The sequence below is a fragment of the Mesorhizobium sp. P2_D5 genome (genome assembly GCF_056404355.1).
The window spans coordinates 25,384-50,627 of record NZ_JBFUEE010000009.1; the positions used below are offsets into that span (position 1 = coordinate 25,384).

General features: G+C 62.1%; 18 protein-coding genes. 6 read left to right on the forward strand and 12 right to left on the reverse strand.

The features are described 5' to 3' along the window. Positions 1-2: 2 nt before the first annotated feature. Positions 3-1,094: an ABC transporter ATP-binding protein gene (locus AC1DYW_RS29055; RefSeq protein ID WP_477228486.1), complete on the reverse strand. Its 1,092-nt coding sequence runs from the start codon at positions 1,092-1,094 to the stop codon at positions 3-5. Positions 1,095-1,338: 244 nt separating this feature from the next. On the opposite strand from AC1DYW_RS29055, the gene AC1DYW_RS29060 reads away from it, so the two are divergent. Continuing rightward, positions 1,339-4,434: a caspase family protein gene (locus tag AC1DYW_RS29060; RefSeq protein WP_477228487.1), complete on the forward strand. Its 3,096-nt coding sequence runs from the start codon at positions 1,339-1,341 to the stop codon at positions 4,432-4,434. A 15-nt stretch (positions 4,435-4,449) separates the two neighbouring features. On the opposite strand, the gene AC1DYW_RS29065 is transcribed toward AC1DYW_RS29060, so the two are convergent. After that, positions 4,450-5,406 carry an NAD-dependent epimerase/dehydratase family protein gene (locus AC1DYW_RS29065; protein ID WP_477228488.1) on the reverse strand — a complete coding sequence of 319 codons (957 nt, stop codon included), beginning with the start codon at positions 5,404-5,406 and terminating at the stop codon, positions 4,450-4,452. Between the two features lie 667 nt (positions 5,407-6,073). Between AC1DYW_RS29065 and AC1DYW_RS29070 the strand changes: the two genes are divergently transcribed. Both AC1DYW_RS29070 and AC1DYW_RS29075 read left to right on the forward strand, forming a co-directional pair. Then, positions 6,074-6,847, forward strand: a complete 774-nt coding sequence (locus AC1DYW_RS29070) for an NAD kinase (protein WP_095090691.1) — start codon at positions 6,074-6,076, stop codon at positions 6,845-6,847. A gap of 194 nt (positions 6,848-7,041) precedes the next feature. Further along, the gene (locus AC1DYW_RS29075; protein ID WP_167392337.1) at positions 7,042-8,634 is read left to right on the forward strand and encodes a DEAD/DEAH box helicase; all 1,593 of its coding nucleotides are present in this window, start codon (positions 7,042-7,044) and stop codon (positions 8,632-8,634) included. 101 nt (positions 8,635-8,735) lie between these two features. Here AC1DYW_RS29075 and AC1DYW_RS29080 read toward each other — a convergent pair whose 3' ends face one another. Next, the gene (locus tag AC1DYW_RS29080) at positions 8,736-9,629 is read right to left on the reverse strand and encodes a LysR family transcriptional regulator (RefSeq protein ID WP_457153080.1); all 894 of its coding nucleotides are present in this window, start codon (positions 9,627-9,629) and stop codon (positions 8,736-8,738) included. A 119-nt stretch (positions 9,630-9,748) separates the two neighbouring features. On the opposite strand from AC1DYW_RS29080, the gene AC1DYW_RS29085 reads away from it, so the two are divergent. Both AC1DYW_RS29085 and AC1DYW_RS29090 read left to right on the forward strand, forming a co-directional pair. Beyond that, the gene (locus AC1DYW_RS29085) at positions 9,749-10,630 is read left to right on the forward strand and encodes an NmrA/HSCARG family protein (protein ID WP_477228489.1); all 882 of its coding nucleotides are present in this window, start codon (positions 9,749-9,751) and stop codon (positions 10,628-10,630) included. Positions 10,631-10,677: 47 nt separating this feature from the next. Next, positions 10,678-10,950, forward strand: coding sequence for a DUF2798 domain-containing protein (locus AC1DYW_RS29090; protein ID WP_457154898.1), 273 nt, complete (start codon positions 10,678-10,680; stop codon positions 10,948-10,950). 273 nt (positions 10,951-11,223) lie between these two features. Here the strand turns inward: AC1DYW_RS29090 and AC1DYW_RS29095 are convergent, their stop codons facing one another. The 8 genes from AC1DYW_RS29095 to AC1DYW_RS29130 all read right to left on the reverse strand — a co-directional run bounded on the left by AC1DYW_RS29095 (position 11,224) and on the right by AC1DYW_RS29130 (position 19,612). Then, positions 11,224-11,829, reverse strand: a complete 606-nt coding sequence (locus AC1DYW_RS29095) for a hypothetical protein (RefSeq protein ID WP_095091673.1) — start codon at positions 11,827-11,829, stop codon at positions 11,224-11,226. 244 nt (positions 11,830-12,073) lie between these two features. Next, complete coding sequence (locus AC1DYW_RS29100) at positions 12,074-12,724, reverse strand: YiaD family glycine zipper/OmpA-like lipoprotein (RefSeq protein WP_095090696.1); 651 nt, start codon at positions 12,722-12,724, stop codon at positions 12,074-12,076. 151 nt (positions 12,725-12,875) lie between these two features. After that, positions 12,876-13,244, reverse strand: coding sequence for a GFA family protein (locus AC1DYW_RS29105; protein ID WP_477228490.1), 369 nt, complete (start codon positions 13,242-13,244; stop codon positions 12,876-12,878). Positions 13,245-13,380: 136 nt separating this feature from the next. Continuing rightward, positions 13,381-13,755, reverse strand: coding sequence for a hypothetical protein (locus AC1DYW_RS29110; RefSeq protein WP_477228491.1), 375 nt, complete (start codon positions 13,753-13,755; stop codon positions 13,381-13,383). Between the two features lie 192 nt (positions 13,756-13,947). Continuing rightward, the gene (locus tag AC1DYW_RS29115) at positions 13,948-14,367 is read right to left on the reverse strand and encodes a GFA family protein (RefSeq protein ID WP_477228492.1); all 420 of its coding nucleotides are present in this window, start codon (positions 14,365-14,367) and stop codon (positions 13,948-13,950) included. Positions 14,368-14,430: 63 nt separating this feature from the next. Further along, a protein-coding gene (gene prfB / locus AC1DYW_RS29120; RefSeq protein ID WP_477228493.1) for a peptide chain release factor 2 occupies positions 14,431-15,562 on the reverse strand; the annotation gives its coding sequence in 2 pieces (ribosomal slippage) (positions 14,431-15,495 and positions 15,497-15,562; 1,131 coding nt in all). 117 nt (positions 15,563-15,679) lie between these two features. Continuing rightward, positions 15,680-18,136, reverse strand: coding sequence for a penicillin-binding protein 1A (locus AC1DYW_RS29125; protein ID WP_477228494.1), 2,457 nt, complete (start codon positions 18,134-18,136; stop codon positions 15,680-15,682). Positions 18,137-18,349: 213 nt separating this feature from the next. Then, entirely contained in the window at positions 18,350-19,612 is a 1,263-nt protein-coding gene (locus AC1DYW_RS29130) for an N-acetylmuramoyl-L-alanine amidase (RefSeq protein ID WP_477228495.1), read from the reverse strand. A gap of 652 nt (positions 19,613-20,264) precedes the next feature. Between AC1DYW_RS29130 and AC1DYW_RS29135 the strand changes: the two genes are divergently transcribed. Further along, entirely contained in the window at positions 20,265-23,246 is a 2,982-nt protein-coding gene (locus AC1DYW_RS29135) for an Rne/Rng family ribonuclease (protein ID WP_477228496.1), read from the forward strand. A gap of 176 nt (positions 23,247-23,422) precedes the next feature. Here the strand turns inward: AC1DYW_RS29135 and AC1DYW_RS29140 are convergent, their stop codons facing one another. After that, positions 23,423-25,222, reverse strand: coding sequence for a calcium-binding protein (locus AC1DYW_RS29140; RefSeq protein WP_477228602.1), 1,800 nt, complete (start codon positions 25,220-25,222; stop codon positions 23,423-23,425). Between the last annotated feature and the right edge of the window lie 22 nt (positions 25,223-25,244).

Genomic DNA, 25,244 nt, shown 5'->3' on the forward strand with positions numbered 1-25,244 from the left:
GCCTAATCCTTCAGCACTTGGGCAGCGTCGTCGCCGATCGATATGCCGACCTTGTCGCCGTTTTCGAAGCCGCGACTGGCGCTGCGCGAGTTCTGCTGGCGCACCATGAAGACGTTGCCTTCTTCCAGCCGGACATGGATGTGCGTGTCGGTGCCGAAATAGACGATGGTCTCGATCGTGCCGGTCAAGTCGCCGCGGCCTTTGACGAGCTTGGCATGCTCAGGCCGGACCATCAGCGTTGCGTTGCCGCCTGCGCGGAAATCCGCGGCGGCGGTCGCGCAGATCTTCGCACCCGAGCGCAAGGCAATCCGCGCCCGGCCATCGCCTGCACTTTCGACCATGCCGGTCAGGAAGTTCGTCTCGCCGATAAAGTCGGCGACGAACCGTTCCGCCGGGTGGTCATAGACGTCCCAGGGCGTGCCGACCTGCAGGATGTTTCCCGCCGACATCACCGCGATGCGGTCCGACATCGTCAGCGCTTCCTCCTGGTCGTGGGTGACGAAGATGAAGGTGATGCCGGTCTCGTGCTGCAGCCGCTTCAGCTCGATCTGCATTTCCTTGCGCAGCTTGTAGTCGAGCGCCGACAAGGGTTCGTCGAGCAGCAGCACCTTCGGCTGCGGTGCGAGTGCCCTTGCCAGCGCCACACGCTGCTGCTGGCCGCCGGAGATCTGGCTGGTGCGGCGATTTTTGAGCGCCTGCATGTGGACGAGCTTCAGCATCGCGTCGACACGCGCCTCTATCTCGGCCTTCGGCCTGCCCAGCATCTTCAGGCCAAAACCGATGTTGTCGGCGACCGTCATGTGCGGAAACAGCGCATAGGACTGGAAGACGGTGTTGACCGGCCGCTTGAACGGCGGCAGCGGCGCGATGTCCTGGCCATAGAGCAGGATTTCGCCGTCAGTCGGATAGTCGAAGCCGGCGATCAGCCGCAGCAGCGTCGTCTTTCCGCAGCCCGACGGGCCGAGCAGCGTGAAGAATTCATTTTCGCGGATCGCGACGGAGACGTTGTCGAGTGCTCTGACCTGGTCCTGACCGGTTCCCCGAAAGATCCTGGTGACGCCCTTCGCCTCAACGGCGGGCCGTATGGCTGTCAAGATATTCCCCTCTCCTCCGTGGTCATTCACCAGCGCAAACCGGCTGACCAACTTGATCCTCACCACTAGGAATAACTATGACTAAACATACAGTCAATATCTTTTTGCGACCACGAGCAGGGCATCAACCGTTGAGGATGCGGCCGATGCGTCGGTGAACCCATCATGATATGCTCGGGACGAGGCCGTTGATGAATTTGGGGCAAGTCGTGGCGTGACCGCCGCGGCCTGCAGGGTTTGGATCATGCGCCTGTTTTTGGCGACCGTGCTGCTGATGACCATGGCGCTCTTCTCCGCTGCGCGCGGCGAGGAGCGCATTGCGTTGGTTGTCGCCAATCCGGTCTATGAGGGCGCGTCGGCCATCGACAACGCCGAGATGAGCGCAGAGCTCGTTGCAACAACCCTGCGGTCTCTCGGTTTCACCGTCCAGCAAGTGGCTGACGGCGACCGCGCCGATGTGGCGCACGCCATGTATGGCTTCGCCAAGTCTCTGAGTGCCGCCGATTCCGTCGGCATCTTCTACTATGTCGGCCATACGGCCCAGGCCAATGGCAGGAACTATCTGCTGACGCGCGGCACGCGAATCGATTCGAAGGAAGCGATCGACCAGACGGCGCTGCCTCTCGATCTGTTCATGCAGGGGCTCGAGGCCACACCGACTTTGAAGGTGGTTGTGCTGGACAATCCTGGCGACGGGCACGACCCCACTCCGGGCGTGATGCAAGGTCTGGCGGAGGTTGACCCGCCCTCTCACGCCATCGTCGCCCTCTCGGCCAAGCCGGGAAGCGTCGCGCTGAAGGAAGCCACACCCGTCACGGTGTTTGCCGATGCGCTGACGGCCGCGCTGACCAGGCGAGGTGTGGGTATACGCACCGTCCTCGCCTCGGTTAGGCAATCCGTTTTCGACAGGACAGTCGGTACTCAATGGCCGTGGGTGGCCTATGGCCGTTCGGCAGACACCGATTTTGTGCTGACGCCGGACGAGCCGGCCACCGCCGCGCCGGCACCGACCGAGGCGCCGCCTGAGGCGACCGCGCCAGAGCCCGCACCGGCGCCGCCGATGAGCGCAGGCGGTAGCGGCTATGACAGCCCGGCCAGCGGCTACGATTTGCCAAGCGGCGGCTCGGCGATCGACGGTAGTGAGTACGGCTCAGGCGGCTACGATGGCAGCAGCCAGGAGCCGCCCGCGATGGATGTCGCGCCGGGGTCCGGCAGTCCCGACGCAGGGACGGGAAACAGCACCGATGAGGCCGCTCAATATGAGGAATACAAGCGGCAGGAGTTGCAGCGTCAACAATATGAGGAGCAAGCCCGACGGCAGTACGAGGAGCAGCAAAAGTATCAGGAGGACGCGGCCAAGGCGGCAGCCGCGGCGCAGAACAATCTCGGCGATACCTATCCGGGTGGCGGCGCAGCCGCCGGCATGGAACCCAGCCCGCCTTCCGACGCGCCATCGACCATGACGCCACCTGCCCCGTTGCCTGACACGGCGACATCCGAAGAGCCCCCGGCGTTGCCGCCTGTCCCGTCGCCAGCGCCCGCCCCACCGCCTGTTATAAAGCCGCTTTACCCGTTACCCGATTTGCCGACGGCCGAAGCGCCTTCCATGCCGCCGGTGGAGGCGCCTGCCGACGCGGTTCCTCCACCGGCCGACAACAATGCGGTTGAGGTCGTGCGCCATCCGACCATCGACGCGCCCGACGAGGTCGTGGCAGGAGAGACCGTGACGGTGTCGATCGCACTGACCGAGGAGCAATTGACGCCCGAGGTGAAAGTGAAGGCAGCGCCCGGCTCGTCGGTGACGGCGGACGGCGCACTTTCAATGGCGATGCCGGCGGGAACCAACGCCTGGCCCGTCGACATCGATCTCTTCGCCTCCGGCTTCGACCTCGCCGATGGCGGCAAATGGAGCCGGCAAACGACGCTCTACCGCGAAGGTGACAGCGATTTCGTCCGCTTCGACCTCAAGGCGCGGCCCATTGCAAAAGACGGCAAGCCCGCCCAGTTCATCGCCCGTATCTACAGCGCCGGACGGTACCTCGGATCGGCATCGCGACCCGTCACCGTTCGTCGAAAGGCGCCCGTCGAGGCCGGCGCCCAGGACACGACAGCCAATCGCGCTGCCGCACCTGCCGTGCTGATGCTCGCCTCCGCCCCGCCGCAGCCGGCGCTGACCGGCAGCGTCCAACTTGGCAATGCCAGTCCCGACGACGTCCCCGATCTCGATGTCACCATCCTTTATGACGATCCGAGCGGACTGGGTCCTGGCCAGATCATCATCCATTCGCCGCATCTGGCCGGTCCGGTGACCGACACCTTCTCGACGCCACCGCAAATGGCGGCATGGCTGGATTCTGAATACCGGCGGCTGCTGCAGCTCGGGTTGAGCTTGCGCGGCGCGGCGTCGTTGCAGCAGCCGGCCGCAACCAGCGACCCGGACGCGCAAAAGCGCTTTGTCACACTGGCCGCCGAGGGTTTTGGCGACGTGCTCTACCGCGATTATGTGCCCGCGGCGTTCAAGGATGTGTTCTGGTCGCTGCGCGACAAGGGCGAACTGCATTCGATCCAGGTCACCTCCAACAGCCCCACGCTGCCGTGGGAGCTGATCCGCCCGCAAAGTGCCGACGGTGCAACCCGCGACGGCTTCCTCGGCATGAGGTACCGGCTGGCCCGCTGGGCGCCGCGCAGCACCTCCTCGCAGGTCGACAATCCACTCGACCGCATGGCTTTCACCGGCGTCGCGGCCGTCGCTCCCTCCTATATCGACAAGCAGTCGCTGCCATTCCAGGAGGTCGAAATCGACGCGTTGAGCAAGCTCGCCGGCTATCGCCGCTTCGATGGCGATTTCGTCTCTTTCGAAAAACTGGTCGGTGAGGTCTCGACCGGCTTCATCCATTTTTCCGGCCACGGCGAGGTCAACCAGCCGAGTAGCGGCCGGCCGGTGTTTGCTATCGACCTGGTCGACCAGTCGCTCGATCCCGATACCTGGCGTGCGCTGGTCAGCGCCGCGCATGGCAAGGGCAATCCGTTCTATTTCTTCAATGCCTGCGACACGGGCAAGTCCCAGTTGCTCGGCGGCTTCGTGCAGGGCTGGGGCCCGGCGGTGCTGGCCGGTGGTGCGTCGGGCTTCATCGGCGGCATGTGGCCGTTGACCGATCGCGCGGCCGCCGCCTTCTCAAGTGACTTTTATGGCGGCATCACCGCGCGGCTCAAGGACGGGCCGGTTTACCTCGCCGAGATGCTGCAAGTGGTGCGCAAGCGCTTCTATGAAACCGGTGACCCGACCTATCTTGCCTATACATTCTACGGCAACGCCAATTTGCAGGTGGTGGCGCAGTGAGTGGCCGATTTTGCGTCACATCCTGGCTGCGGCGATCTGTTGGCGAAACCACTCGAACGTCCGCTCGATACCCTCCTGGTAGCCAGTTTGTGCTTCCCAACCGGGAAGGACATGCCTCGCCAAAGTCAGGTCCGGACATCGGTTGGTTGGATCCTGGGGAACCGGAGGCTGGTGCTCGATGCGGCTGCCAGGGACAAGCGAGCTGACGAACTCAGCGATGCGCAGAACCGAAACCTCTTGATTGTTGCCGATGTTCAGCGGACCGCGGTGCGAGATGCTGTCGCGGCAGAAGAAACGTTCCAGTCCCTCGACGATGTCGTCGACATAACCCCAGCTGCGCGATTGGGAGCCGTCGCCGTAAACCGTCAGGACCCCTGTCGTCAGAGCCTGGATGACAAAGTTCGAAATGGCGCGGCCGTCGTCCATCCGTGTTCGCGGCCCATAGGTGTTGAAAATCCTGACGACACGAACATCAAGCCCGCTGACCCGCTGCTGCTCGAACAGCAATGCCTCGGTGCAGCGCTTGCTTTCATCATAGGCGGCCCTGGGACCTGTGCAGTCCACCGATCCCCTGTAACTTTCGGATTGCGGGGAAACCTGGGGATCGCCGTAAATCTCCGAGGTCGAGGCAAAGCAGAAACGACCGCCGGGCTCGAGCAGCGTCAGAAGATTGAGCGCACCACCTATGTTGGCCTTGATCGTGCGTATCGGCTCGCGCATGTACCAAATCGGCGAAGCGGGCGACGCGAGATGGATGATCTCGTCAAAGCGCTGACTGGATGAAAAGCTTTCGGCGTCGGCAACCTGGAGGCTGAAACGCGGGTCGGTGACATGCGCAATGTTGTCTCGCGTGCCGGTCCATAGATTGTCCACGACGACCAGTCTTTCCAGATCGCTTCGCCGCAGCAGACGGTCGATCAGATGTGAGCCCAAGAAACCGCAGCCACCTGAAACCAACACGCTGCGCGACATGGAAAATTCCCACTCCAGACACCCGGCCAGTCAACGCGCCGCAGGGCTTGTTTCCCAAGAACATCGGATAGCTGGCTACCGCCACCGACCCAATGTTCATCCGCCAATCAAGGTTCTCATCTACGTCGCGAAGGGCCGCAGGCGCAACGAGCAAGCTTTGTCGCACGCCATTGACGCGCGCGGGCCACCGGCCTTGGCTCAGGGAGAAACAACAATATGTCTTCGGGAGTTACAGCGCCCGTTGCGGGCATGGCGTTCCGGCTGCGTCGCCGCAGCGCGACGCCGTAGGCTGAGGCCGGAAGCTCATCTCTTCGGACTGGCGCACCAGTGCGGCGAAGACAAGAGCGAAACTTCCCAGCATCAGGAAGACGATGATAAGGCGTGCTACCGGCAATATGTCGGCCTCGACTGGCTAGGCCCCCGCCACCATCCACTGTCGGCTAACATGACCGATGCGGCTTTACGATAGTTTAACCCTCGTCTTAACCATCACATTCGCGTTGCCTTTGACATGATGCGCGAACTGCATGTCCGCACTTCGCCGTTTTGCGATCGCCTCGCCGGCCGGAACAACGGCTCTCTTTGCAGACGTACCCTGCCCATGCTACCCCGGCGCTGGCGCGGCCCCGGTAACCGGCTGCCGCCAATCGGTCGTCATCGGGGAGCCATGAGCCAAACCGCCAGCCGCATCGCCTTCGTCTCGTCCGACACCGCTGACGCCAAGACGGCGCTGGAAAGCCTGTCGGCGCGCTATGGACAATCCTCCATCGAGGATGCCGGGATCGTCGTCGCCCTTGGCGGCGACGGCTTCCTGCTGCAGACCCTTCGCGACACGATGGGGACGGGCAAGAAGGTCTACGGCATGAACCGTGGCACCATCGGTTTCCTGATGAACGAATATCGCTCCGGTGGACTTACCGAGCGTCTCGCGGCCGCCGTCGCCGAAACGATCCGCCCGCTGGAGATGCTGGCGGTGACCTCGGAAGGCGAAACGGTTTCGGCGCTGGCGATCAACGAGGTGGCGCTTTGGCGCCAATCCTATCAGACGGCCAAGATCCGCATCACCGTCGACGAGCAGGTACGGCTCGAGGAACTGAGTTGCGACGGCGTGATGATCGCGACGCCTGCCGGGTCCACCGCCTACAATCTTTCCGCGCATGGGCCGATCCTGCCGCTAGACGCGCCGCTGCTGGCGCTAACCCCGGTCAGCCCGTTTCGCCCGCGCCGCTGGCGCGGCGCACTGCTCTCCAACAAGGCGACCGTGCGCTTCGACATCCTCGAGCCCGAAAAGCGGCCGGTAAACGCCGCCGCCGACCATACCGAGGTCAAGGCGGTGACCTCGGTCACGGTGCGGGAATCACCAACCGCGACGGCAACGTTGCTGTTCGATCCCAATCATTCCTGGAACGAACGCATTCTCGCCGAGCAGTTCCGCTATTGAGCTAGCGCAGCGATCAACGCCTCGATTAAGCATCGCGATTAAGGTTACAACTTCACAATCGTGCCATTCCCGCCCGTTTCTGTTGACAAATCGTGGGCTTGCGCCTAATCGCAATACCAATCTTGCAGGCGCGTGGCGCTTGCCGCGACACACATGCTGTTGCGCTTCCCCGAACCAGCCAAAGACAACAACACTTGTCCTCAGACACCACGACCGCTCCAGAAGCGTTGACCTTTTCAGACCTAGGCCTGTCGCCGAAGGTCCTTTCCGCAGTCACCGATGCCGGCTACACCCAGCCGACGCCGATCCAGGCCGGCGCCATCCCGCACGCGCTTCTCGGCAAGGACGTGCTGGGTATCGCCCAGACCGGCACCGGCAAGACGGCATCCTTCGTGCTGCCAATGCTCACAAGGCTGGAAAAGGGCCGCGCACGCGCCCGTATGCCGCGCACCCTCATTCTCGAGCCGACGCGTGAACTCGCCGCGCAGGTCGAGGAAAACTTCGTCAAGTACGGCAAGAACCACAAGCTCAACATCGCGCTCTTGATCGGCGGCGTCTCGTTCGACGAACAGGACAAGAAGCTTGAGCGCGGCGCCGACGTGCTGATCGCCACGCCCGGCCGCCTGCTCGACCATCGCGAGCGCGGCAAGCTGCTGCTCAACGGCGTCGAGATCCTCGTCATCGACGAAGCGGACCGGATGCTCGACATGGGCTTCATCCCCGACATCGAGCGCATCTGCGAGATGATCCCGTTCACCAGGCAGACCCTGTTCTTCTCGGCGACGATGCCGCCGGAAATCACCAAGCTCACCGAGAAATTCCTGCACGCGCCAGTGCGCGTCGAGGTCTCGAAGGCTGCGTCGGCCGCCACCAACATCATCCAGCGCCTGGTCAAATCCGGCTCCAAGCCGTGGGACAAGCGCGAGACGCTGCGCAACCTGATCAAGGCCGAGGACGCGGAGCTGAAGAACGCCATCATCTTCTGCAACCGCAAGGTCGAGGTGTCGGAGCTGTTCCGCTCGCTGCTGAAGTATGATTTCGATGCCGGCGCGCTGCATGGCGACATGGACCAGCGTGCGCGCATGCAGATGCTGGCCAATTTCCGCGATGGCAAGCTGCGCTATCTCGTCGCTTCCGACGTCGCCGCACGTGGCCTCGACATCCCCGACGTCAGCCACGTCTTCAACTACGACGTGCCGATCCATGCCGAAGACTACGTCCATCGTATCGGCCGCACCGGCCGCGCCGGGCGCTCGGGCAAATCCTTCACCATCGCGACCAAGTCGGACACCAAGTATATCGACGCCATCGAGCGGCTGATCGGCAACAAGATCGAATGGCACGATGGCGACCTGTCGACAGTGGTCGCCAGCGAAGGCGGCGAGGACGATGCTCCGCGCCGTGGCAAAGGCGCGCCGCGCCGTGCCGGTCGCAAGGACGACGATCGCAAGGACAGGGGCGAGCGCAAGAGGGGCGGCGAACGCCGCTCCAAACACAGCGAGGAAGACGCCCCGGCCGTCATTGCGCAGCAGCACGAACAGCCTGACGTGGCAGAGACCGCAGTCACCGACATCGGCGAACGCCGCGCGCGCAAGGATGCGATCCGCTCGGAAAACACCGAGCGCAAATCATCCGATCGCAACGAACCGCGCGCTCCGGAACGTGGTGACACCAGGCCGCAGCGCGACAGCAACCGCCCTGCCCGCCACCGCCAGGAAGACAACGACGCCACTGTCGGCTTCGGCGACGACATGCCGGCCTTCATGCGGATCGTCGCCAAGGTCTGACCCCCAAGAGCCGCGCGTCCCTAGGATGGGCGGCAACCGCAAAACCGGCTCGATCTGCCCGGTCGCTCCTGACCTGGGAACCTTAAAACAGCCCGCCGATGCTACAGGCCTTTGAGTTCCAGGCGGGATGCCAATAAATCCAGAAACGCGCGAACCTTGGCCGAAGATGACCGGCCTTCCTGCCACAAGGCATGGATCGGCACCAACGCCGGCTCGAATTCCATCAAAACCAGCTCGACGCGACCATCGTCCACCAGATGTCTTATCTGCCAAAGCGGCGAGAAGCCCAAACCCAGTCCGTGGACTGCGGCGGCATAGACCGAGGTCATCAGATTGGAGCGAAAGGCGCCCGAGACCTTCACGGCCCGGGGTTTCCCGTCGACCTGAAACGTCCATTCACCTGGGCGCTCGTTGACGGTTCTAACGATGCAACTGTGCTCACTCAGTTCGAAGGGATGGGTCGGCCGGCCGCACCGCGCAAAATAGGAAGGCGCGCCGAACACAACGCGCCGCAACGCTCCCAGGCGTTTGGCTTTCAAGCTGGAATTCGGCAAGTCGCCGATGCGGATTGCCAGATCGAGACCTTCAGCACCAAGATCGGCAAATCCATCGGAAAGTTGAAGATCGACCTCGACCCGGGGAAACGTCCGCATGTATTCGGCGATGACAGGCATCAGGACGTTCGGCCCAAACAGAACCGGCGCCCCGATGCGCAGGACGCCCGATGGTTCCGATCGTTGATTGATCGCTTGAAGACTTGCGTCGTTTATCTCGTCGACCGCGGGCTTGATCCGGTTGAAAAAGGCTGCCCCGACTTCACTCGGTGTCGAGCGACGCGTTGTTCTGTGGACCAACTCGACGCCGACTGATTCCTCCAATGCCGCCAAGGATCGGCTGACCGACTGCAGCGAGCGGTTCAGCCGGCGCGCGGCAGCCGTCAGACTTCCATGCTCGATGATCGCGATGAAAGCCTCGAAATCGTCTATCCGGCTCATGTATTCTCCCGGTGATCGATATAATCTATCACAAAATCGGACAATTGTAACGCCGTTTGCGACATCGTACCTCTCTGCAAGTTGTCCCGCGAGGACAGGCTTGATGGAAGGGAGTTGTCATGCAAGCACCCAATCCAACCATACTGGTTGTTGGCGCCAGCGGCCGATTTGCCGGATTGGTCGTGCCCGAACTTGTGCGCCGCAATGCCACGGTTCGCGCGCTCGTCCATGATCCGGCGAACGCCGAGAAGGCCCGAATGCTAGGGGCATCCGAGGTCGCCACTGGTGATTTACGCAATCGCCGGAGCCTCGAAAGCGCTGTCGAGGGCGTTGCCGGTGTCTTCCATATTGGACCGGCCTTTGCCCCCGATGAAGCCGCCATGGGGGTTGCCATGGTTGAAGCCGCTGCGCAGGCGGGCGTTCAGAAATTCGTCTTCTCGTCGGTGATCCAGCCGACCAATACGAAACTGAAAAACCATGCGAGCAAGGTGCCAGTCGAGAACGCTCTCTACTCGACGACGATGGAATATACGATCCTGCATCCTGCCAATTTCATGCAGAATATCGCAGCGGCCTGGCCGTCGGTCGTTGAGCACGGTGTTTTCTCGGAACCTTTTCCAAAGACGGCGAAGGTGGCGCGTGTCGATTACCGCGATGTTGCTGAAGTGGCAGCGATCGCCTTGACCGAAGCGCGACTGTCATATGCGACGATCGAGCTCTGCGCGGGTATGCACAGCCGGGAAGAGATCGCGTCAATAATGGGAGAGGAACTTGGCCGCCCGGTCATCGCGGGCGAGCCGACATTTGCCGAGTGGGCTGCGGATGTCCGCCTCCCCTACAGCGACCTCCAGATGCAATCGTTGGCCAGGGTATATGGCCACTACGCCCTCCATGGCCTCGGCGGGAACAGTCTGACATTGCGCGCCGCCCTGGGTCGCGAACCGCGTTCGTTGCGCAGCTTCATTAGCAACCTGGCCCTGCAAACGGCACATGCCACCTGATCGCGCTCAGCCGCGCATGCGTCCACTTTCTGAACAGGAGATACTTGATGCGAGCGTCATCGGACAAAGTTTTGAAATCGAGGAAACTACCGCCCTCCTACAATGCGCTGGTAATGCCATTCGTTCTTTCCATCTTGATGTCGAGCATTGTCTCGGCAGTATCGACGCTGATCAATGCGGGCTGGACAACCGGTTTCGTGGCGACCTGGCCGTATGCATGGGGAGCATCATGGCTTGTGGCGTTTCCGAGTCTGCTGCTGGTCTTGCCGATCGTTCGCCGGATCGTGGCGGCAATTGTCGACCAGCCGACCTCGTCCTGATGGCGTCGCCAGGGTCTGATCCCCGATCGCTTTCGAGGGCAAGCCAGCCATCGGCTTGCCCTGCCGGTAAGCTCCTACCGATTCACCGTTTCACGGAAACGCCGGACCGCTCCAAATCTTGCTCTGACGCAATTTCCTAAGGGAAAGCGCGATGCGCTTTCCCGGGAAAACCGTCTCACACTTTTCCGGGAATTGCCTCTTTGTTTGGACGCAATTCCGGACGGAAAACCGCTTCACACTTTTCCTGGAATTGCTCCCAGCCTGGCTCGCCCGTTACATCGGGCCAGGCATCATCTTGGTCGGTTTCTCCAGCATCGGAAACTCGGCCTTGTTGCATTTCACCTTCGGGTTCGTCGGACTGAACAGGCCGTTCGGATTGTCCACGAACCAGGCGTGAAGATCGTAGTGGACGAACTCCCGCGGGATGAGCGGATAGTGTCCCTCCATCGGGCCCATGAAGGTTTGGCCAAACAGCTTCGGCGGCGCTTTGATGTCCGGCGTCAGTGGCACCAGCCATTCCGCCCCGACCAGGCGCAGGCCTTTTCTCGTCGGTTCGTAGATCAGCACATTGGGGTGCATCGGATCGAGTTTTTGGCCGACACTTGGGACGTTGACGAAATGGATACCCATGGCGCCTTTCGGGTAATCCATCGTGCCCGGTATCTTTTCTCCGCTGTAGTAGACGCAGCCGACTGTCGACAGATAGAGGTCGCGGACGGCGGCGGTGTAGTCCTCATATTTGGCAAGCGACTTCTTCAAGGCATCTATGTCGGCCTTGCCGGCATCCTCGGCCTGAGCCGTGGCGACGCCCAACCATGCGCCCACAAGACTGGTTAAAGCGAGGACGCCGCAGCGCCCAAGGCTGGCTGTTCTTGTCATGCATTCCTCCCAGATTTTCTGAATCTGGCCGTGCAAGACCGAGGCGGGAAAAAATGCTGATTGCGCGGCCAGTTGTATCCGCCTCATCCCCTCCGGAACAGGGTCGATGCTATTCCTTTCCGTGGCTGCGGGAAACTAGTTAGTTAGAACTAGCTAATTCTCTGAGCGCCAATCTGCGCCGGCATCCGCTCAAACAAAAACGGCCCCATATATGGGGCCGTTTTGCATTCGCTTGCCGGACAGATCAGGTGAGCGGCGACAGCTGGATCTCGACGCGGCGGTTCTGGGCGCGGCCTTCGGCCGTCGCATTGGATGCGATCGGCCGTGTCTTGCCGAAACCGGTGACGGCGAAGCGGCGCTGATCGACACCCTGACCGGACAGGTAGTTGGCAACCGCCAGCGCGCGCCGCTGCGACAGATCGAAATTGTGCTGGTCGCCACCGGTCGAATCGGTGTGGCCGAAAACGTCGACCGTGGTCTGCTTGAACTTCTTCAGCACCAGCGCGACCGAATTCAGCACCTGGTAGAAGCCGGGCTTCACAGCATCCTGATCCGTGTTGAAGGTGATGTCGGAGGGCATGTTGAGGATGATCTGGTCACCGCTGCGGGTGACGCTGACGCCGGTGCCCTGAAGCTGGCGGCGCAGTTCGGCCTCGTTCTGGTCCATGGTGGCGCCGATGGCACCGCCGGCAAGCGCGCCGATACCCGCGCCGATCAGTGCGTTGCGGCGGTCGTTGCCACCGGCAAGCAGGCCAAGGCTGGCACCTGCCAGGGCGCCAAGACCGGCTCCCGCGGCGGTGTTGGAAATCTTCTGGTCGCCCGTGTACGGATCGGTGGTGGTGCATGCGCTCACAAGCAAAGCCGTCGCCACAACGACGAGCACAGTCTTTTTCATAGGATCGTCCCTCTCCAGGTCACGCCACTGCGATGGCGCCAAATCAGCCCTTCCCGCGACTTGTAACATGAAATGCGGCGAAAAGCGGAACGGCAAAAGCTACCGCAACGGCTTTTCCCCGACGCCGATTGGCCGGTCGCCCCATGGCGGGCTACCAGAGATTCTTGCCGTCGATGACGACCACTTCGACCTTATCGAGATCGAAATCATCGAAGAGCCGCGAATTGACACTGATCTTGGGATTGTCGAAATCCGGCTCGCCAGTCGACCAATCCGGCGTTTCCGTGAAGGTGCCGCAGCCGCATGTGGCGCAAAAACCGTGCCTGACTGTTTTTGACCCCCATTGGTAGACGGAAACATTCTCCGGTGGGCTGGTGAGCTTGAATTGCGACGGGACGTAATAGGCCCAGAGCGAGCCGCGTTTCGAGCAGAACGAGCAGGTGCATTGCGTCACCGTCTGCGGCGCCTGCGAAACCTCGAATGTCGTCCCCTTGCAATGACAGCTTGCCTTGATGGTCATCAACGAACTCCTCCTGTCGCCCACCGCCTCGTGCGGCAAAGGCAGCATAAAGAGGCGCTCCTGACAACTCTCTGTCAGCAGAGGCGCCAGACGGCCCGCCGTCTGAACCTTCATTCTAAATCCAGGCCGGAAAGGCCTAGAAGGACGATGGCGGCACGAACAGGCAGATGGTCTTGCCGGCATCGAGCCCGGCTTCATGGGCGCACCAATGGAATTCGCCGTCGGGAGAATCCTTGATCCGTCTGTCGCTGTAGGCCAGCACCTCCCCGGTGTCCTTGATGACATAACCTTCCGGGCGCTCGCTGATCGAGGTTTGCGACACCTCGTGGCAATCGTAATTGGCGCAGCAGGCGAACGGATAGCTCCAGCCTTGCGGCTTCGCCGCGGTCGGCTTGGCATCATGCGCCAACGCCGGCGACGACAGCATTGCTATCATTGGAATTGCAATCAGGGATAACAGAAGTCGGCCGGCCGGTCGAACGGCTTTGGCCGATCTGGGTGTGGCAGACATGGAAACGTTCCTTTCAAACGAGCCATCAAGCGTTTCGCTTGCCCGTTCCCTGAACGTCTCTTCCCAGCGGCCGGATCGTCAGCTAGCAGATATGCCGCGCCCAGCCATAAATGCTTTTGTCTCCCCTCAATGCGGTGATGGTGAGCGCAAATGTGAGTCGGCGCAAGAAATTGCTACGTGGCAGACCGACGCCTATTCGTCGACAGATCCGGCAATCACGTGCTCTTGATATTGCGGCAGGTCGTCGGTGATGGTGAACCAGCCCGCCTTGGAGCCGACGAAGATATGGGCGGACGGGCGGATCGACGGATCGTCGGCAAGGGTTCCCATCGCCACGTGGACGAAAGCCCCTTCGCGAACCAGCGAATAGAGCAATGAGCCGCACAGCCCGCAATGCGCATCATGGCCGCTTTGATCGCCGAAGATCAGCAGCTTGTCCTCGCCTTCGCTCAAGGCAAATTTTTCGAGGTCGATACCGGCGAACGGCTTGAAGGCCGAACCCGTGGTTCGTCGGCAATTGGAACAGTGGCAGTTGGCCGCGTAAACAAACTCGTCCCGAACGGCGTATTGCACAGCGCCGCACAGACATTTTCCGACAAGCTTGCGAGCCATTGTCCTATCCAGGTCTATGGGCCCGCGGTACTGGACCCGCTTTTCGGGATCATGCTGCCAGGACTAATCCAGATCCGCCACCGCTTCACCCGCACCGCCCTCGATGCGCTGCGACAAGGAGGCTTCCATGAAATCGTCGAGGTCGCCATCGAGCACGGTCGACGGGCTGGTGCTCTCGACGCCGGTGCGAAGATCCTTCACCAACTGGTAGGGCTGCAGCACATAGGAGCGGATCTGGTGACCCCAGCCGATATCGCTCTTCGACGCTTCGGTGGCGTTGGCAACCGCCTCGCGCTTCTTCAGCTCCTCCTCATAGAGGCGCGAGCGCAGCATCTCCCAGGCCTTGGCCTTGTTCTTGTGCTGCGACCGTTCGGCCTGGCAGGCGACCGCGATGCCGGTTGCAAGGTGTGTGATGCGCACCGCCGAATCGGTGGTGTTGACGTGCTGGCCGCCCGAGCCGGACGAGCGGTAGGTGTCGATGCGGACATCGGATTCGGAAACGTCGATCTCGATCGTGTCGTCGATGACCGGATAGACCCAGATGCTGGCGAACGACGTGTGACGGCGCGCATTGCTGTCATAGGGCGAAATTCGCACCAGGCGATGAACGCCCGATTCCGTCTTCAGCCAGCCATAGGCGTTGTGGCCCTTGATCAGCAGCGTGGCGGACTTGATGCCGGCCTCTTCGCCGTCATGCACTTCCAGCACCTCGACCTTGAAGCGGCGCCGCTCGGCCCAGCGCGTGTACATGCGCAAAAGCATCGAGGCCCAGTCCTGGCTTTCGGTGCCGCCTGCGCCGGCATGGACTTCGAGGTAGGTATCGTTGGCGTCGGCCTCGCCCGACAGCAGCGTCTCGACCTGGCGGGCCTTCGCTTCGCCCTGCATCGAACGGAGCGCGGCTTCCGCTTCCGCGATGACGCCCTCGTCGCCCTCTTCCTCACCGAGTTCGATCAGCCCGATATTGTCTTCCAGCGCCTGCGTCAGGCCTTTCACCGAGGCGATGCCTTCCTCGAGGCCCTGCCGTTCGCGCATCAGCTTCTGCGCTTCCAGCGGTTCGTTCCAGAGGCTGGCGTCCTCGGCGCGCACGTTGAGGTATTCAAGCCGCTTTATGGCCTGATCCCAGTCAAAGATGCCTCCTCAGCAGGGTAATCGCCTGCCTGATCTCGTCGACAATATTCTGCGTTTCCGCGCGCATGGCTGGCTGTTCTGTCCTGTTTGATGAAATCGGTCGGCGCGATACATAGGGAGGCCGCCGCCGGCTGTAAAGCAAAATGGGCCGGCGCAAGGCCAGCCCATCCGCTCATGAAAATCGTCAGTAGAGGCCGCCGCCGCCGGACTGGATGGCCTGGTTGGCCTGCGGCGACAGTGCACCGCCGGTGGCATTGGAGCCGTCGGCGCCCATGCCGATCACCCAATAGCTGTCGGCAGGCCCGGTACCCGGCTTGAAGGCTTCGATAATGGTGCCAGGATCGCCCGAAGCGGCACGCATGCCGGTCTTGCGATTGATGGCGATCAGATTCATGCCTTCCGGCACCTTGAAGTCGACATTGGGCGTGCCATCCAGCGCCACCCGCATGAAGTCCTTGAAGATAGGTGCCGCGAGACCACCACCGGTAGCGCCGTGGCCAAGGCCGCGCGGCGTGTCGTAGCCCATATAGAGGCCAACGACGAGGTTGGGCGTAAAACCGATGAACCAGGCGTCCTTTTCGTCGTTCGTCGTTCCGGTCTTGCCGGCGATGTGGCGGCCGAGTTCGCCGATGGTGGCGCCGGTGCCGCGCTGCACGACACCTTCCATCATCGAGGTGATCTGATAGGCGGTCATCGGATCGAGCACTTGCTCGGAATTGTCGACCAGTTCCGGTTCCGGCTGATTCTGCCATTCGGGCGCATTGCAGCCCTGGCAGCCACGTTCGTCCTGCTTGAACACCGTCTTGCCGTAGCGGTCCTGGATGCGGTCGATCAGCGATGGCTTGATCGACTTGCCGCCATTGGCCATGATCGAATAGGCCGACACCATGCGCATCACGGTCGTTTCGCCGGAGCCCAGCGCCATCGGCAGATACGGCGCCAGATGATCGTAGACACCAAAGCGCTCGGCATATTCGACGACCAGCTTCATGCCCATATCGTTGGCAAGCCGCACAGTCATCAAATTGCGCGACTTCTCGATGCCGGAGCGCAATGTCGCCGGACCAGCAACGGTGCCGTCATAGTTCTTCGGCGTCCAGGTCGTGTTGCCGCTCTGGATGGTGATCGGCCCGTCCATGATCACCGAGGCCGGCGTATAGCCATTGTCGAGCGCGGCCGAATAGACGATCGGCTTGAACGAGGAGCCTGGCTGGCGCATGGCTTGCGTCGCGCGATTGAATTCGGACTGCGCGTAGGAGAAACCGCCGACCATGGCCAGCACGCGGCCGGTATGCGGATCCATGGCGATCAGGCCGCCCTCCACCTCGGGAACCTGGCGCAGGCTGTAGGCGCCATCGGCGCCATCGTTCTTCTGCACGAAGATGACGTCGCCCGGCTTCAACACGTCCGCCGGCGACTTGGCCTTGACGGTCTTGCCGTCGACCAGATGGCGCATGGCGAAACCCATGTCGTCCTTGCTGACGGTGCCTTCGACGCGTTCCTTGACGATCTCGCCCGACGCCTGGCGCGCCGGCTGCAGGCCGATCGACAGGCCGGTCTCCGAACTGTCTAGCACGACGGCCAGCGACCATTCGGGGACATCCTCCAGCCCCTTGACGTTGCCCAGCGGCACGCCCCAGTCGCCGGACACGTCGATGGTCGTCACCGGTCCGCGATAACCGCGCAGCGTGTCGTATTTCATCAACCCGTTCTGCATCGCCTTTCGGGCAATCAGCTGAACCTTCGGATCAAGCGTCGTGCGGACGGAAAGGCCGCCTTCGTAAAGCGCATTCTCGCCGTAACGGGCGATGATCTGGCGGCGCACCTCCTCGGTGAAGTACTCGCCGGCGAAAAGATAGGTGCCGTTGCGGCGCGGCGTCACGCCCAGCGGCTCGGCCTTGGCCTTGGCGCCTTCCTCACGCGTCACGTAGCCATTCTCGACCATCTGGTCGATGACCCAGTTGCGGCGCTCCAGCGCGCGATCGGCATGCTTGAAGGGATGGTAGTTGTTCGGTCCCTTCGGCAGCGAAGCCAGATAAGCAGCTTCGGCCACGGTCAGCTCGTTGACCGACTTGTCGAAATAGGTCAGCGCCGCACCGGCGACGCCATAGGCGCCGAAGCCGAAGAAGATTTCGTTGAGGTAGAGCTCAAGAATACGATCCTTGGGGTAGGCCTGCTCGATGCGGAAGGCGAGGATCATCTCCTTGATCTTGCGCTCATAGGTCTGGTCCGAGGACAACAGGAAGTTCTTCGCCACCTGCTGGGTGATCGTCGAGGCGCCGACCTGGCGCTTGCCTGAGCCAAAATTCTGCAGGTTGACTATGATGGCGCGGCCAAGGCCGGTCACGTCGATGCCGGGGTGGTTGTAGAAGTTCTTGTCTTCGGCGGACAGGAAGGCCGCCTTGACACGATCCGGTATGGCCTGGATCGGCAGGTACAGGCGCCGCTCACGGGCATATTCGGCCATCAGCGCGCCGTCCGACGCATGGATGCGGGTGGTCACCGGCGGCTCGTATTTCGCCAGCACCTCGTAGTCGGGCAGGTCCTTCGACAAATGGCCGATGTAGATCGCAACGCCCGCCGCGACCAAAAGGGCCAGCGTCGTGCCGATGCCGAAAAAATAGCCAATGAGACGAATCATACCCGCTCCAGTCCTTGGTTCGGGAATTTCCTAAACGAAGCCGCCTTCCGCGCAAGCTTTCGAGCCGGTCCCAATCCGCAATCGAAAACTCATGTCGCCACCATGTGGACAAAATACGGCAATGCCTGAATTCGTGACCGTAGGCCGTAAATAAAGGCAACAGCTGTTGTCGCCGCGCAACGCTGCCTCCGGTTTTGGCCGACGCCGAGCATGTCAGCCCCCGGTTCCGGCTCCGGTCTTGGCTGACGCGAATAGCGCGACGGCATTGGTTATACTCTGAGCCGCCTTGCCGCGCCAGTCGGCGTTGAGCAGCTGCGCCTCGTCCTTGGCATTCGAGAGATAACCCAGTTCGACCAGCACGGATGGCACGTCGGGTGCTTTCAGCACCTTGAACCCCGCCGAACGCTGCGGATTGTTGATGAGGCCGACGCTGGTCGAAAGCTGGCCGACCAGGGTGTGGGCGAAGCTCATCGAGAAATTGTGCGTTTCGCGGCGGATCAGGTCGATCAGGATGTCGGTGACTTCCTTGCTGTCGTTCTTGATTTCCATGCCGGCGAACTGGTCGGAGAGATTTTCGCGGTCGGCAAGCGCCTGCGCCTCGGGATCCGAAGCCTTGTCGGAAACGGTGTAGACGGTGGCGCCACGAATGCCTTTGACACTGATCGTGTCGGCATGGATGGAAATCAGCAGATCGGCCTCGTGCTGCCGGGCAATGCGCACGCGATCGTCCAACCGCAGGAACTCGTCGGTATCGCGCGTCATGAACACATCGTAGTTACCGACGGCCGCCAGCTTGTCGCGCAACTCGGTGGCGAAGGCGAGCGTGACGTTCTTCTCGATGGTGCCGTTCAAGCCCTCGGCGCCGCCGTCGATGCCGCCATGGCCCGGATCGATGACGACAGTGAAGCGATGGCCCGGATTGGACACCGGTCCGGTGCCGACCCGCGCTCCCTTGTCGGTCGAGACCGTCGATCCGGTGGTCAGCGCCTGATTGGCAAGTGCCGCGTCGAACTCGCGAGCGGAGGCTGCCGAGATGTCGATGGCGATGCGGTAGCCGGTTCCGTCCTCGTTCTTGAGCACATCGAGCTTGTCGACGGCGAACGGTCCCTTGCCGGTGAGGATCAGCCGCGAAACGCCCTCGCCGAGCGCGCCAAGGCGCACGCCCCTGACCAGGCCGCGCGCCTTCAAGTCCTTGGCGTTAATGGCGAATCGCGTATTCGCAAGATCGATGACAAGACGATTAGGACCGCGCAGCAGGAACCATTTGACATCGGGTTCGCGGTCGAAATCCATGACGATGCGCATCTTGGTGGCATCGCCCGCCATCTTGTAGCCTTTTGCCACCAGAGGCGCGTCTGCGGCATTGGCAACGGAGGACGAGGCGAAAGAGATCGCCAGCAACAGCAAGAGGCAGAAGGCACCGATGATCCGGCCGCCAACACGACATCCCTTGTCTGTGAAGTCTGCCAGTCCCATCTGTCTTCCAGTCGCTCCCGGTTTGGCGCCAGGCGCCGTCGTTTCGTCGAAGTGCCGGTCAGGCCGCGAACTCGATTAACGATTGGTATCCAGAGAAGGTTAACCAAGCCTTTTCATGCAAGGGTCGGAGCCTGTTCTTACGTTACGGAACTGCTTTTTGCCGGCATCGGAAATCGGGGTTGCCTTCCACCCCGCCAAATCATAAAAGCGATACTGGATCACTGCAATCCTGGAACCGCCCTCCTCCGCAGCTTCCTGCTACAGGGTTAGATGAAAGGCGGCTCCTTTCGCTTCACGCGAAAAGGGTTCAGGTGATCGCGACGAAATTTCGCAGGTGTGCGCCCGTGGCGGGGGAATCGCCTGCGTGAGGAAAACGGCCGGGTTTGTTCCCGCGCCGGCTCTGTATGAGCAAACAAGCTGGTCCGGTTCGTCCGGGCTTTGGTTCAAAAGGTTCTGCTGGTGACGATGGCTTCAAGCGCAATCATGGAAAGGTCCGCATCAAACCGCGCCATTATGGCTGCGGGCGGCACCGCCATGGCGCTCAAGCGGCGGCCGGCGGACGTTAAATTATCCGGCACCCACACTCCAGACACGCAGCAGCGGGCTTTGCCTCGCAAGCTGCGGCTGACGGCTGCCGGGGGGAAACGAAATAATGCCCAACAAAATGCTGATAGACGCCTCCCACCCGGAGGAAACACGCGTTGTCGTCGTTCGCGGTAACCGTATCGAAGAATTCGACTTTGAATCCCAGGACAAGAAGCAGCTCAAAGGAAACATCTACCTAGCCCGCGTAACGCGCGTAGAGCCCTCCCTTCAGGCAGCCTTTGTCGAATATGGCGGCAACCGTCACGGTTTCCTCGCCTTCAGTGAAATACACCCCGACTACTACCAGATTCCGGTCGCCGACCGTCAGGCACTGCTGCGCGCCGAAGCGCAGGAGGCCGAAGACGAGGAGGACGAGGATGGCGACGGCGATGATCGCCAGAGCCGCGATCGCGGGCGGCGCGGACGCCGGCGCGGTGGCAAGAGCCGCGACCGTGGTGAACATAGGCGCGACGCAGGCGCGGCCGGCGAGAGCGAAGGCTCCGGCGAGGCAAGCGAAGGCGGCGACAATGGCGATGTCGTTGTCGAGGAGATCTCTCACACTTCCGAGATCATCGAACACGCGGCCGATGCGTCCGAACATGTTGATACGTCCGAACATGCCGATACTTCCGAACATGCCGATGCGTCCGGGCATGACGAAGGTTCTGCCGAGCAAGACGAAACCGAAACGCGCGACGGCGGCCCGACGTCGATCGCCGCCTCGGTCGAAGCCGATGTGATTTCCGAAGCCGTCCCGCAAGCGGAAGGCAGCGAAGCGCCGTCAGGCGACAATGATCGCGGCATGCTCGAGGAGGTGCAATCCTCGCACCCGGACGACCACGAGGTCGAATCGGTTGGCGCCGAGGATGCGCTGGAAGAAGTGCGCAACCGCCGCAAGCCGGTGCGCCGCCAGTACAAGATCCAGGAAGTGATCAAGCGCCGCCAGATCCTGCTGGTGCAGGTCGTCAAGGAAGAGCGCGGCAACAAGGGTGCTGCCCTCACCACCTACCTGTCGCTTGCCGGCCGCTATTCGGTGCTGATGCCGAACACGGCGCGCGGCGGCGGCATTTCGCGCAAGATCACCAGTGCGGTCGACCGCAAGCGCCTCAAGGAGGTCGTTGCCGATCTCGAAGTGCCGCAGGGCATGGGTGTCATTCTGCGCACCGCCGGCGAGAGCCGCACCAAGGCCGAGATCAAGCGCGACTACGAGTATCTGATGCGGCTTTGGGAAAATGTCCGCAGTCTCACCTTGCAATCGACGGCCCCTGCCCTGGTCTATGAGGAAGGCAGCCTGATCAAGCGTTCGGTGCGCGACCTCTACAACAAGGATATCGACGAGATCCTTGTCTCCGGCGAGGAAGGCTACCGCGAAGCCAAGGACTTCATGCGCATGCTGATGCCGAGCCATGCCAAAGTGGTTCAGCCGTTCCGCGACACGACGCCGATCTTCGTGCGCAATGGCATCGAGGCGCAACTCGACCGCATGCTGCAGCCGCAAGTGACGCTGAAGAGCGGCGGCTACATCATCATCAACCAGACCGAGGCTCTGGTCGCCATCGACGTCAATTCGGGCCGTTCCACCAAGGAACACTCGATTGAGGACACCGCACTCCACACCAATCTGGAAGCGGCCGAGGAAGTCGCCCGCCAGCTCAGGCTGCGCGATCTCGCCGGCCTGATCGTCATCGACTTCATCGACATGGAGGAGAACCGCAACAACCGCTCCGTCGAGAAGCGGTTGAAGGATCACCTCAAGAACGACCGTGCACGCATCCAGGTCGGCCGCATCTCGCATTTCGGCCTGATGGAGATGTCACGCCAGCGCATCCGCGCCAGCGTGCTGGAATCGACCATGAAGCCCTGCCCGCATTGCGGCGGCACGGGCCATGTGCGGTCCGATTCATCGGTCGCGCTGATGGTGGTGCGGGCGATCGAGGAATTCCTGCTCAAGGATTCGCGTAGCCACATCACGGTGCGGACGCCGGCGGCGACCGCGCTCTACGTGCTCAACCACAAGCGCGGCACGCTGGTGGAACTGGAAAGCCGCTTCGGCCTGACCATCACCGTCGAGGCCGACGATTCGGTTGGCGCACAGCATTACGCGATCTTCCGCGGCGCGCTGGCGGAAAAGCCGGAAGGCTTTGTCGAGGTGCGTAGCCTGCCGGCCTATGTCGAGCCGGATGAGCCCGAGGACGAGATCGTCTTCATCGAGGAAGACGACGAGGCGCCGATACAGGCCGAACAGCCACGCCAGCAGCAGCCGCAGCAACAACAGCCGCGGCCTGCCGCCGGTGGCGAAGAAGGCGAAGGCCGCGACCGCAAGCGCCGCAAGCGCCGGCGGCGTCGTGGCGGCAAGGACCGCGACCGCGAACACGGCGCACCCGCGGACGGGTCTTCCGTCTCCGCACCGGCCGCTGAGTTCTCCGGCTCGGCAGCCACTGCCAGCGACAGCGACGCGGAAACAGACGACGACGCTCCTCTCGGTGTTGCTGAAACGTCCGAAACGGTTGAGGCTTCGGATGAAGGCCAAGGCAAGAAGCGCCGGCGTGGCAAGCGCGGCGGCAAGCGCAATCGTCGCGAAGACGGCGAAGGCGAGGCCGAGGCAAGCGCTGGCGAAACGGTCGAAGCACTCGACAGTGAAGTGGCGGAAAGCGTGACGGTCTCCAGTGAGTCGGTAGTTGCCGCACCGGCCGAAGAGCCAATGGCGCTTGCTCCGGCCAATGACGATGCGCCGAGCACCGAAAAGCCGAAGAAGCCACGTCGTGCCGCCAAGCCGAAGAAGGCCGCGGTCGAGGTCGTCGCCGAGGAGCCGGCTGCTGCCGAAGCGGTCGCGGAGGCACCGGCCGAGACGCCGGCCACGGCGTCCGACGAGGCAGCGGCAGCAACTGTCGAGGAGGCGCCGAAGGTCCGCCCGTCACGGCGCAAGCCGGCGGCAGTGGATGCGCCGGTCGTGCCGGTGGTGTCTTCGACGGTTGCCGACGAACCGGCGGCCAAGACCGAGGACAAGCCGAAGCGCGCCGGATGGTGGCAGCGGAAAGGCTTTTTCTAAGTCTTTCAGCCGCTTGACTTGATTTCTTGACAAAAAGAATCCCGCGCCAATCGAAAGACGGCGCGGGATTTTTCATATCTGGCGTTCCGGCTAGTCGCGAAACGCTAAAGCCATTCAAAGTGTGAAACCGCTGGCGCAGAGAGCATCGTCGACGGAAACCGAAGTGCCTTCTGACCTTACACCACGACGAAATCGGCGTTGGTCAGCGCCAGGTTTGCGGCCAGTGTGGCGAAATGGGTCGAGCCGCCAGCGGCACTGCCGTTGCTGTCATAATAGAGCCAGCCGGTGTCGGTCTCGTAGATGATGTGGTCGTTGCCGTCACCGGCAAGGCCGGTGGTGTTCTTCGCGAACTGGTCGGCTGTCAGCGTGCCGTTGCCGCCAAGCGCGACAAAGATGGCGTTATCGACCCGGATGGTGTCATCGGCAACCGAGAAGTCGGTGATGCTGTCGACATTGGTCGAGGCATTGAGCGCCGTGGTGAAGACGAAGATGTCCTGGCCGGTGCTGCCGCTCAGCGTGTCGTTGCCGCCCCTGCCGTCCAGCACGTTGTTACCGGAATTGCCGGTCAGCGTATTGGCCAGGCTATTGCCGGTGGCGTTGATCGAGGCCCCACTGCGCAGCGCGACGTTCTCGATGTTGCCCGTGAAGTGGTTGCCATCGCCAAGGTTGATCGAGATATAGCCATTGACGATATCGGTGCCGTCGGCGCCGGCCGTGCTTTCACTGACGATATCGCCGGCATTGTCGACGAAGTAGGTGTCGTTGCCTGCCCCGCCTTGCATGGTGTCGGCACCTTCCTTGCCATCCAGCGTGTCGTTGCCGCCAAGGCCGATCAGCGTGTTGGCACCCGAATTGCCGGTCAGCGCGTTGGCCAGGCTGTTGCCGGTGGCGTTGATCGAGGCTGCACTGCGCAGTGCGACATTCTCGATATTGCCCGTGAAGTGGTTGCCATCGCTAAGGCTGATCGAGATGTAGCTGTTGACGATATCGTTGCCATTGGCGCCGGCGGTGCTTTCACTGACGATATCGCCGGCATTGTCGACGAAGTAGGTGTCGTTGCCGATGCCGCCTTGCATCGTATCGGCGCCCTCCTTGCCGTCCAGCGTATCGCTGCCGTCAAGTCCGATCAGCGTGTTGGCGCCAGAATTGCCGGTGATGACATTGGCGAAGGAATTGCCGGTGCCGTTGATGTTCGCCGATCCAGTCAACGTCAGGTTTTCCAGTTCCTGGCCGGAGAGATTGAAAGAGATGGAGCTGTTGACCGTATCGGTGCCCTGACCATTAACCTCGATCACATGATCCCCGGCATTGTCGACGATGTAGGTGTCGTTGCCTTGCGCTCCGCTCATCGTGTCGGCGCCGCCGAGCCCGTCGATGACGTTGTTGCCGGAGTTGCCGGTGATCACATTGGCGATCGAGTTGCCGGTGCCATTGACATTGCCGCTGCCGATCAGCGTCAGTTTCTCCAACTCCTGGCCCGAGAGGTTGAAGGAGATGGTGCTGTTGACTGTATCGATGCCCTGACCATTCACCTCGACCACATGGTCTCCGGCATTGTCAACGAAGTAGGTGTCGTCGCCGGTACCGCCGCTCATCAGATCGGCGCCGGCATCGCCGCTGATCGTATCATTGCCGCCAAGGCCCGACAGTGTGTCGTTGGCGTCGCCGCCATTGATGTGGTCGGCGAAGACATTGCTGCCTTGCCAGATGTCATCGGCGGCGGTGCCGACAAAGACGGTCGGGTCGAAGATCGCGGCGCGGACCCAAGAGCCGCCGTCGCCGCCATCATAGGAGTCCCAGGTGAACACGAGGCGGCCATCGGCCAGCGCCGTGATTGCCGGGTAAAACTGGCTGTTCGCTGCCGTCGAATTGACGATGAAGTCGCTGCCGGCCGCTGAACCGTCGGCGTTGTAGACGCGGGCGCGGATGCAGCTGCTATCGCCGTCGCCGGCATCATAGGAATACCAGGTGGCCACAAAGCGGCCGTCGGCCAGCGCC

Bases quoted from the DNA above. Each gene is read 5' to 3' on its own strand.
- AC1DYW_RS29065 (WP_477228488.1), bottom strand. From the start codon at position 5,406: ATGTCGCGCAGCGTGTTGGTTTCAGGTGGCTGCGGTTTCTTGGGCTCA.
- AC1DYW_RS29130 (WP_477228495.1), bottom strand. From the start codon at position 19,612: ATGGGACTGGCAGACTTCACAGACAAGGGATGTCGTGTTGGCGGCCGG.
- AC1DYW_RS29105 (WP_477228490.1), bottom strand. From the start codon at position 13,244: ATGACCATCAAGGCAAGCTGTCATTGCAAGGGGACGACATTCGAGGTT.
- AC1DYW_RS29115 (WP_477228492.1), bottom strand. From the start codon at position 14,367: ATGGCTCGCAAGCTTGTCGGAAAATGTCTGTGCGGCGCTGTGCAATAC.
- AC1DYW_RS29095 (WP_095091673.1), bottom strand. From the start codon at position 11,829: ATGACAAGAACAGCCAGCCTTGGGCGCTGCGGCGTCCTCGCTTTAACC.
- AC1DYW_RS29110 (WP_477228491.1), bottom strand. From the start codon at position 13,755: ATGTCTGCCACACCCAGATCGGCCAAAGCCGTTCGACCGGCCGGCCGA.
- AC1DYW_RS29125 (WP_477228494.1), bottom strand. From the start codon at position 18,136: ATGATTCGTCTCATTGGCTATTTTTTCGGCATCGGCACGACGCTGGCC.
- AC1DYW_RS29080 (WP_457153080.1), bottom strand. From the start codon at position 9,629: ATGAGCCGGATAGACGATTTCGAGGCTTTCATCGCGATCATCGAGCAT.
- AC1DYW_RS29100 (WP_095090696.1), bottom strand. From the start codon at position 12,724: ATGAAAAAGACTGTGCTCGTCGTTGTGGCGACGGCTTTGCTTGTGAGC.
- AC1DYW_RS29135 (WP_477228496.1), top strand. From the start codon at position 20,265: ATGCCCAACAAAATGCTGATAGACGCCTCCCACCCGGAGGAAACACGC.
- AC1DYW_RS29060 (WP_477228487.1), top strand. From the start codon at position 1,339: ATGCGCCTGTTTTTGGCGACCGTGCTGCTGATGACCATGGCGCTCTTC.
- AC1DYW_RS29090 (WP_457154898.1), top strand. From the start codon at position 10,678: ATGCGAGCGTCATCGGACAAAGTTTTGAAATCGAGGAAACTACCGCCC.
- AC1DYW_RS29070 (WP_095090691.1), top strand. From the start codon at position 6,074: ATGAGCCAAACCGCCAGCCGCATCGCCTTCGTCTCGTCCGACACCGCT.
- AC1DYW_RS29085 (WP_477228489.1), top strand. From the start codon at position 9,749: ATGCAAGCACCCAATCCAACCATACTGGTTGTTGGCGCCAGCGGCCGA.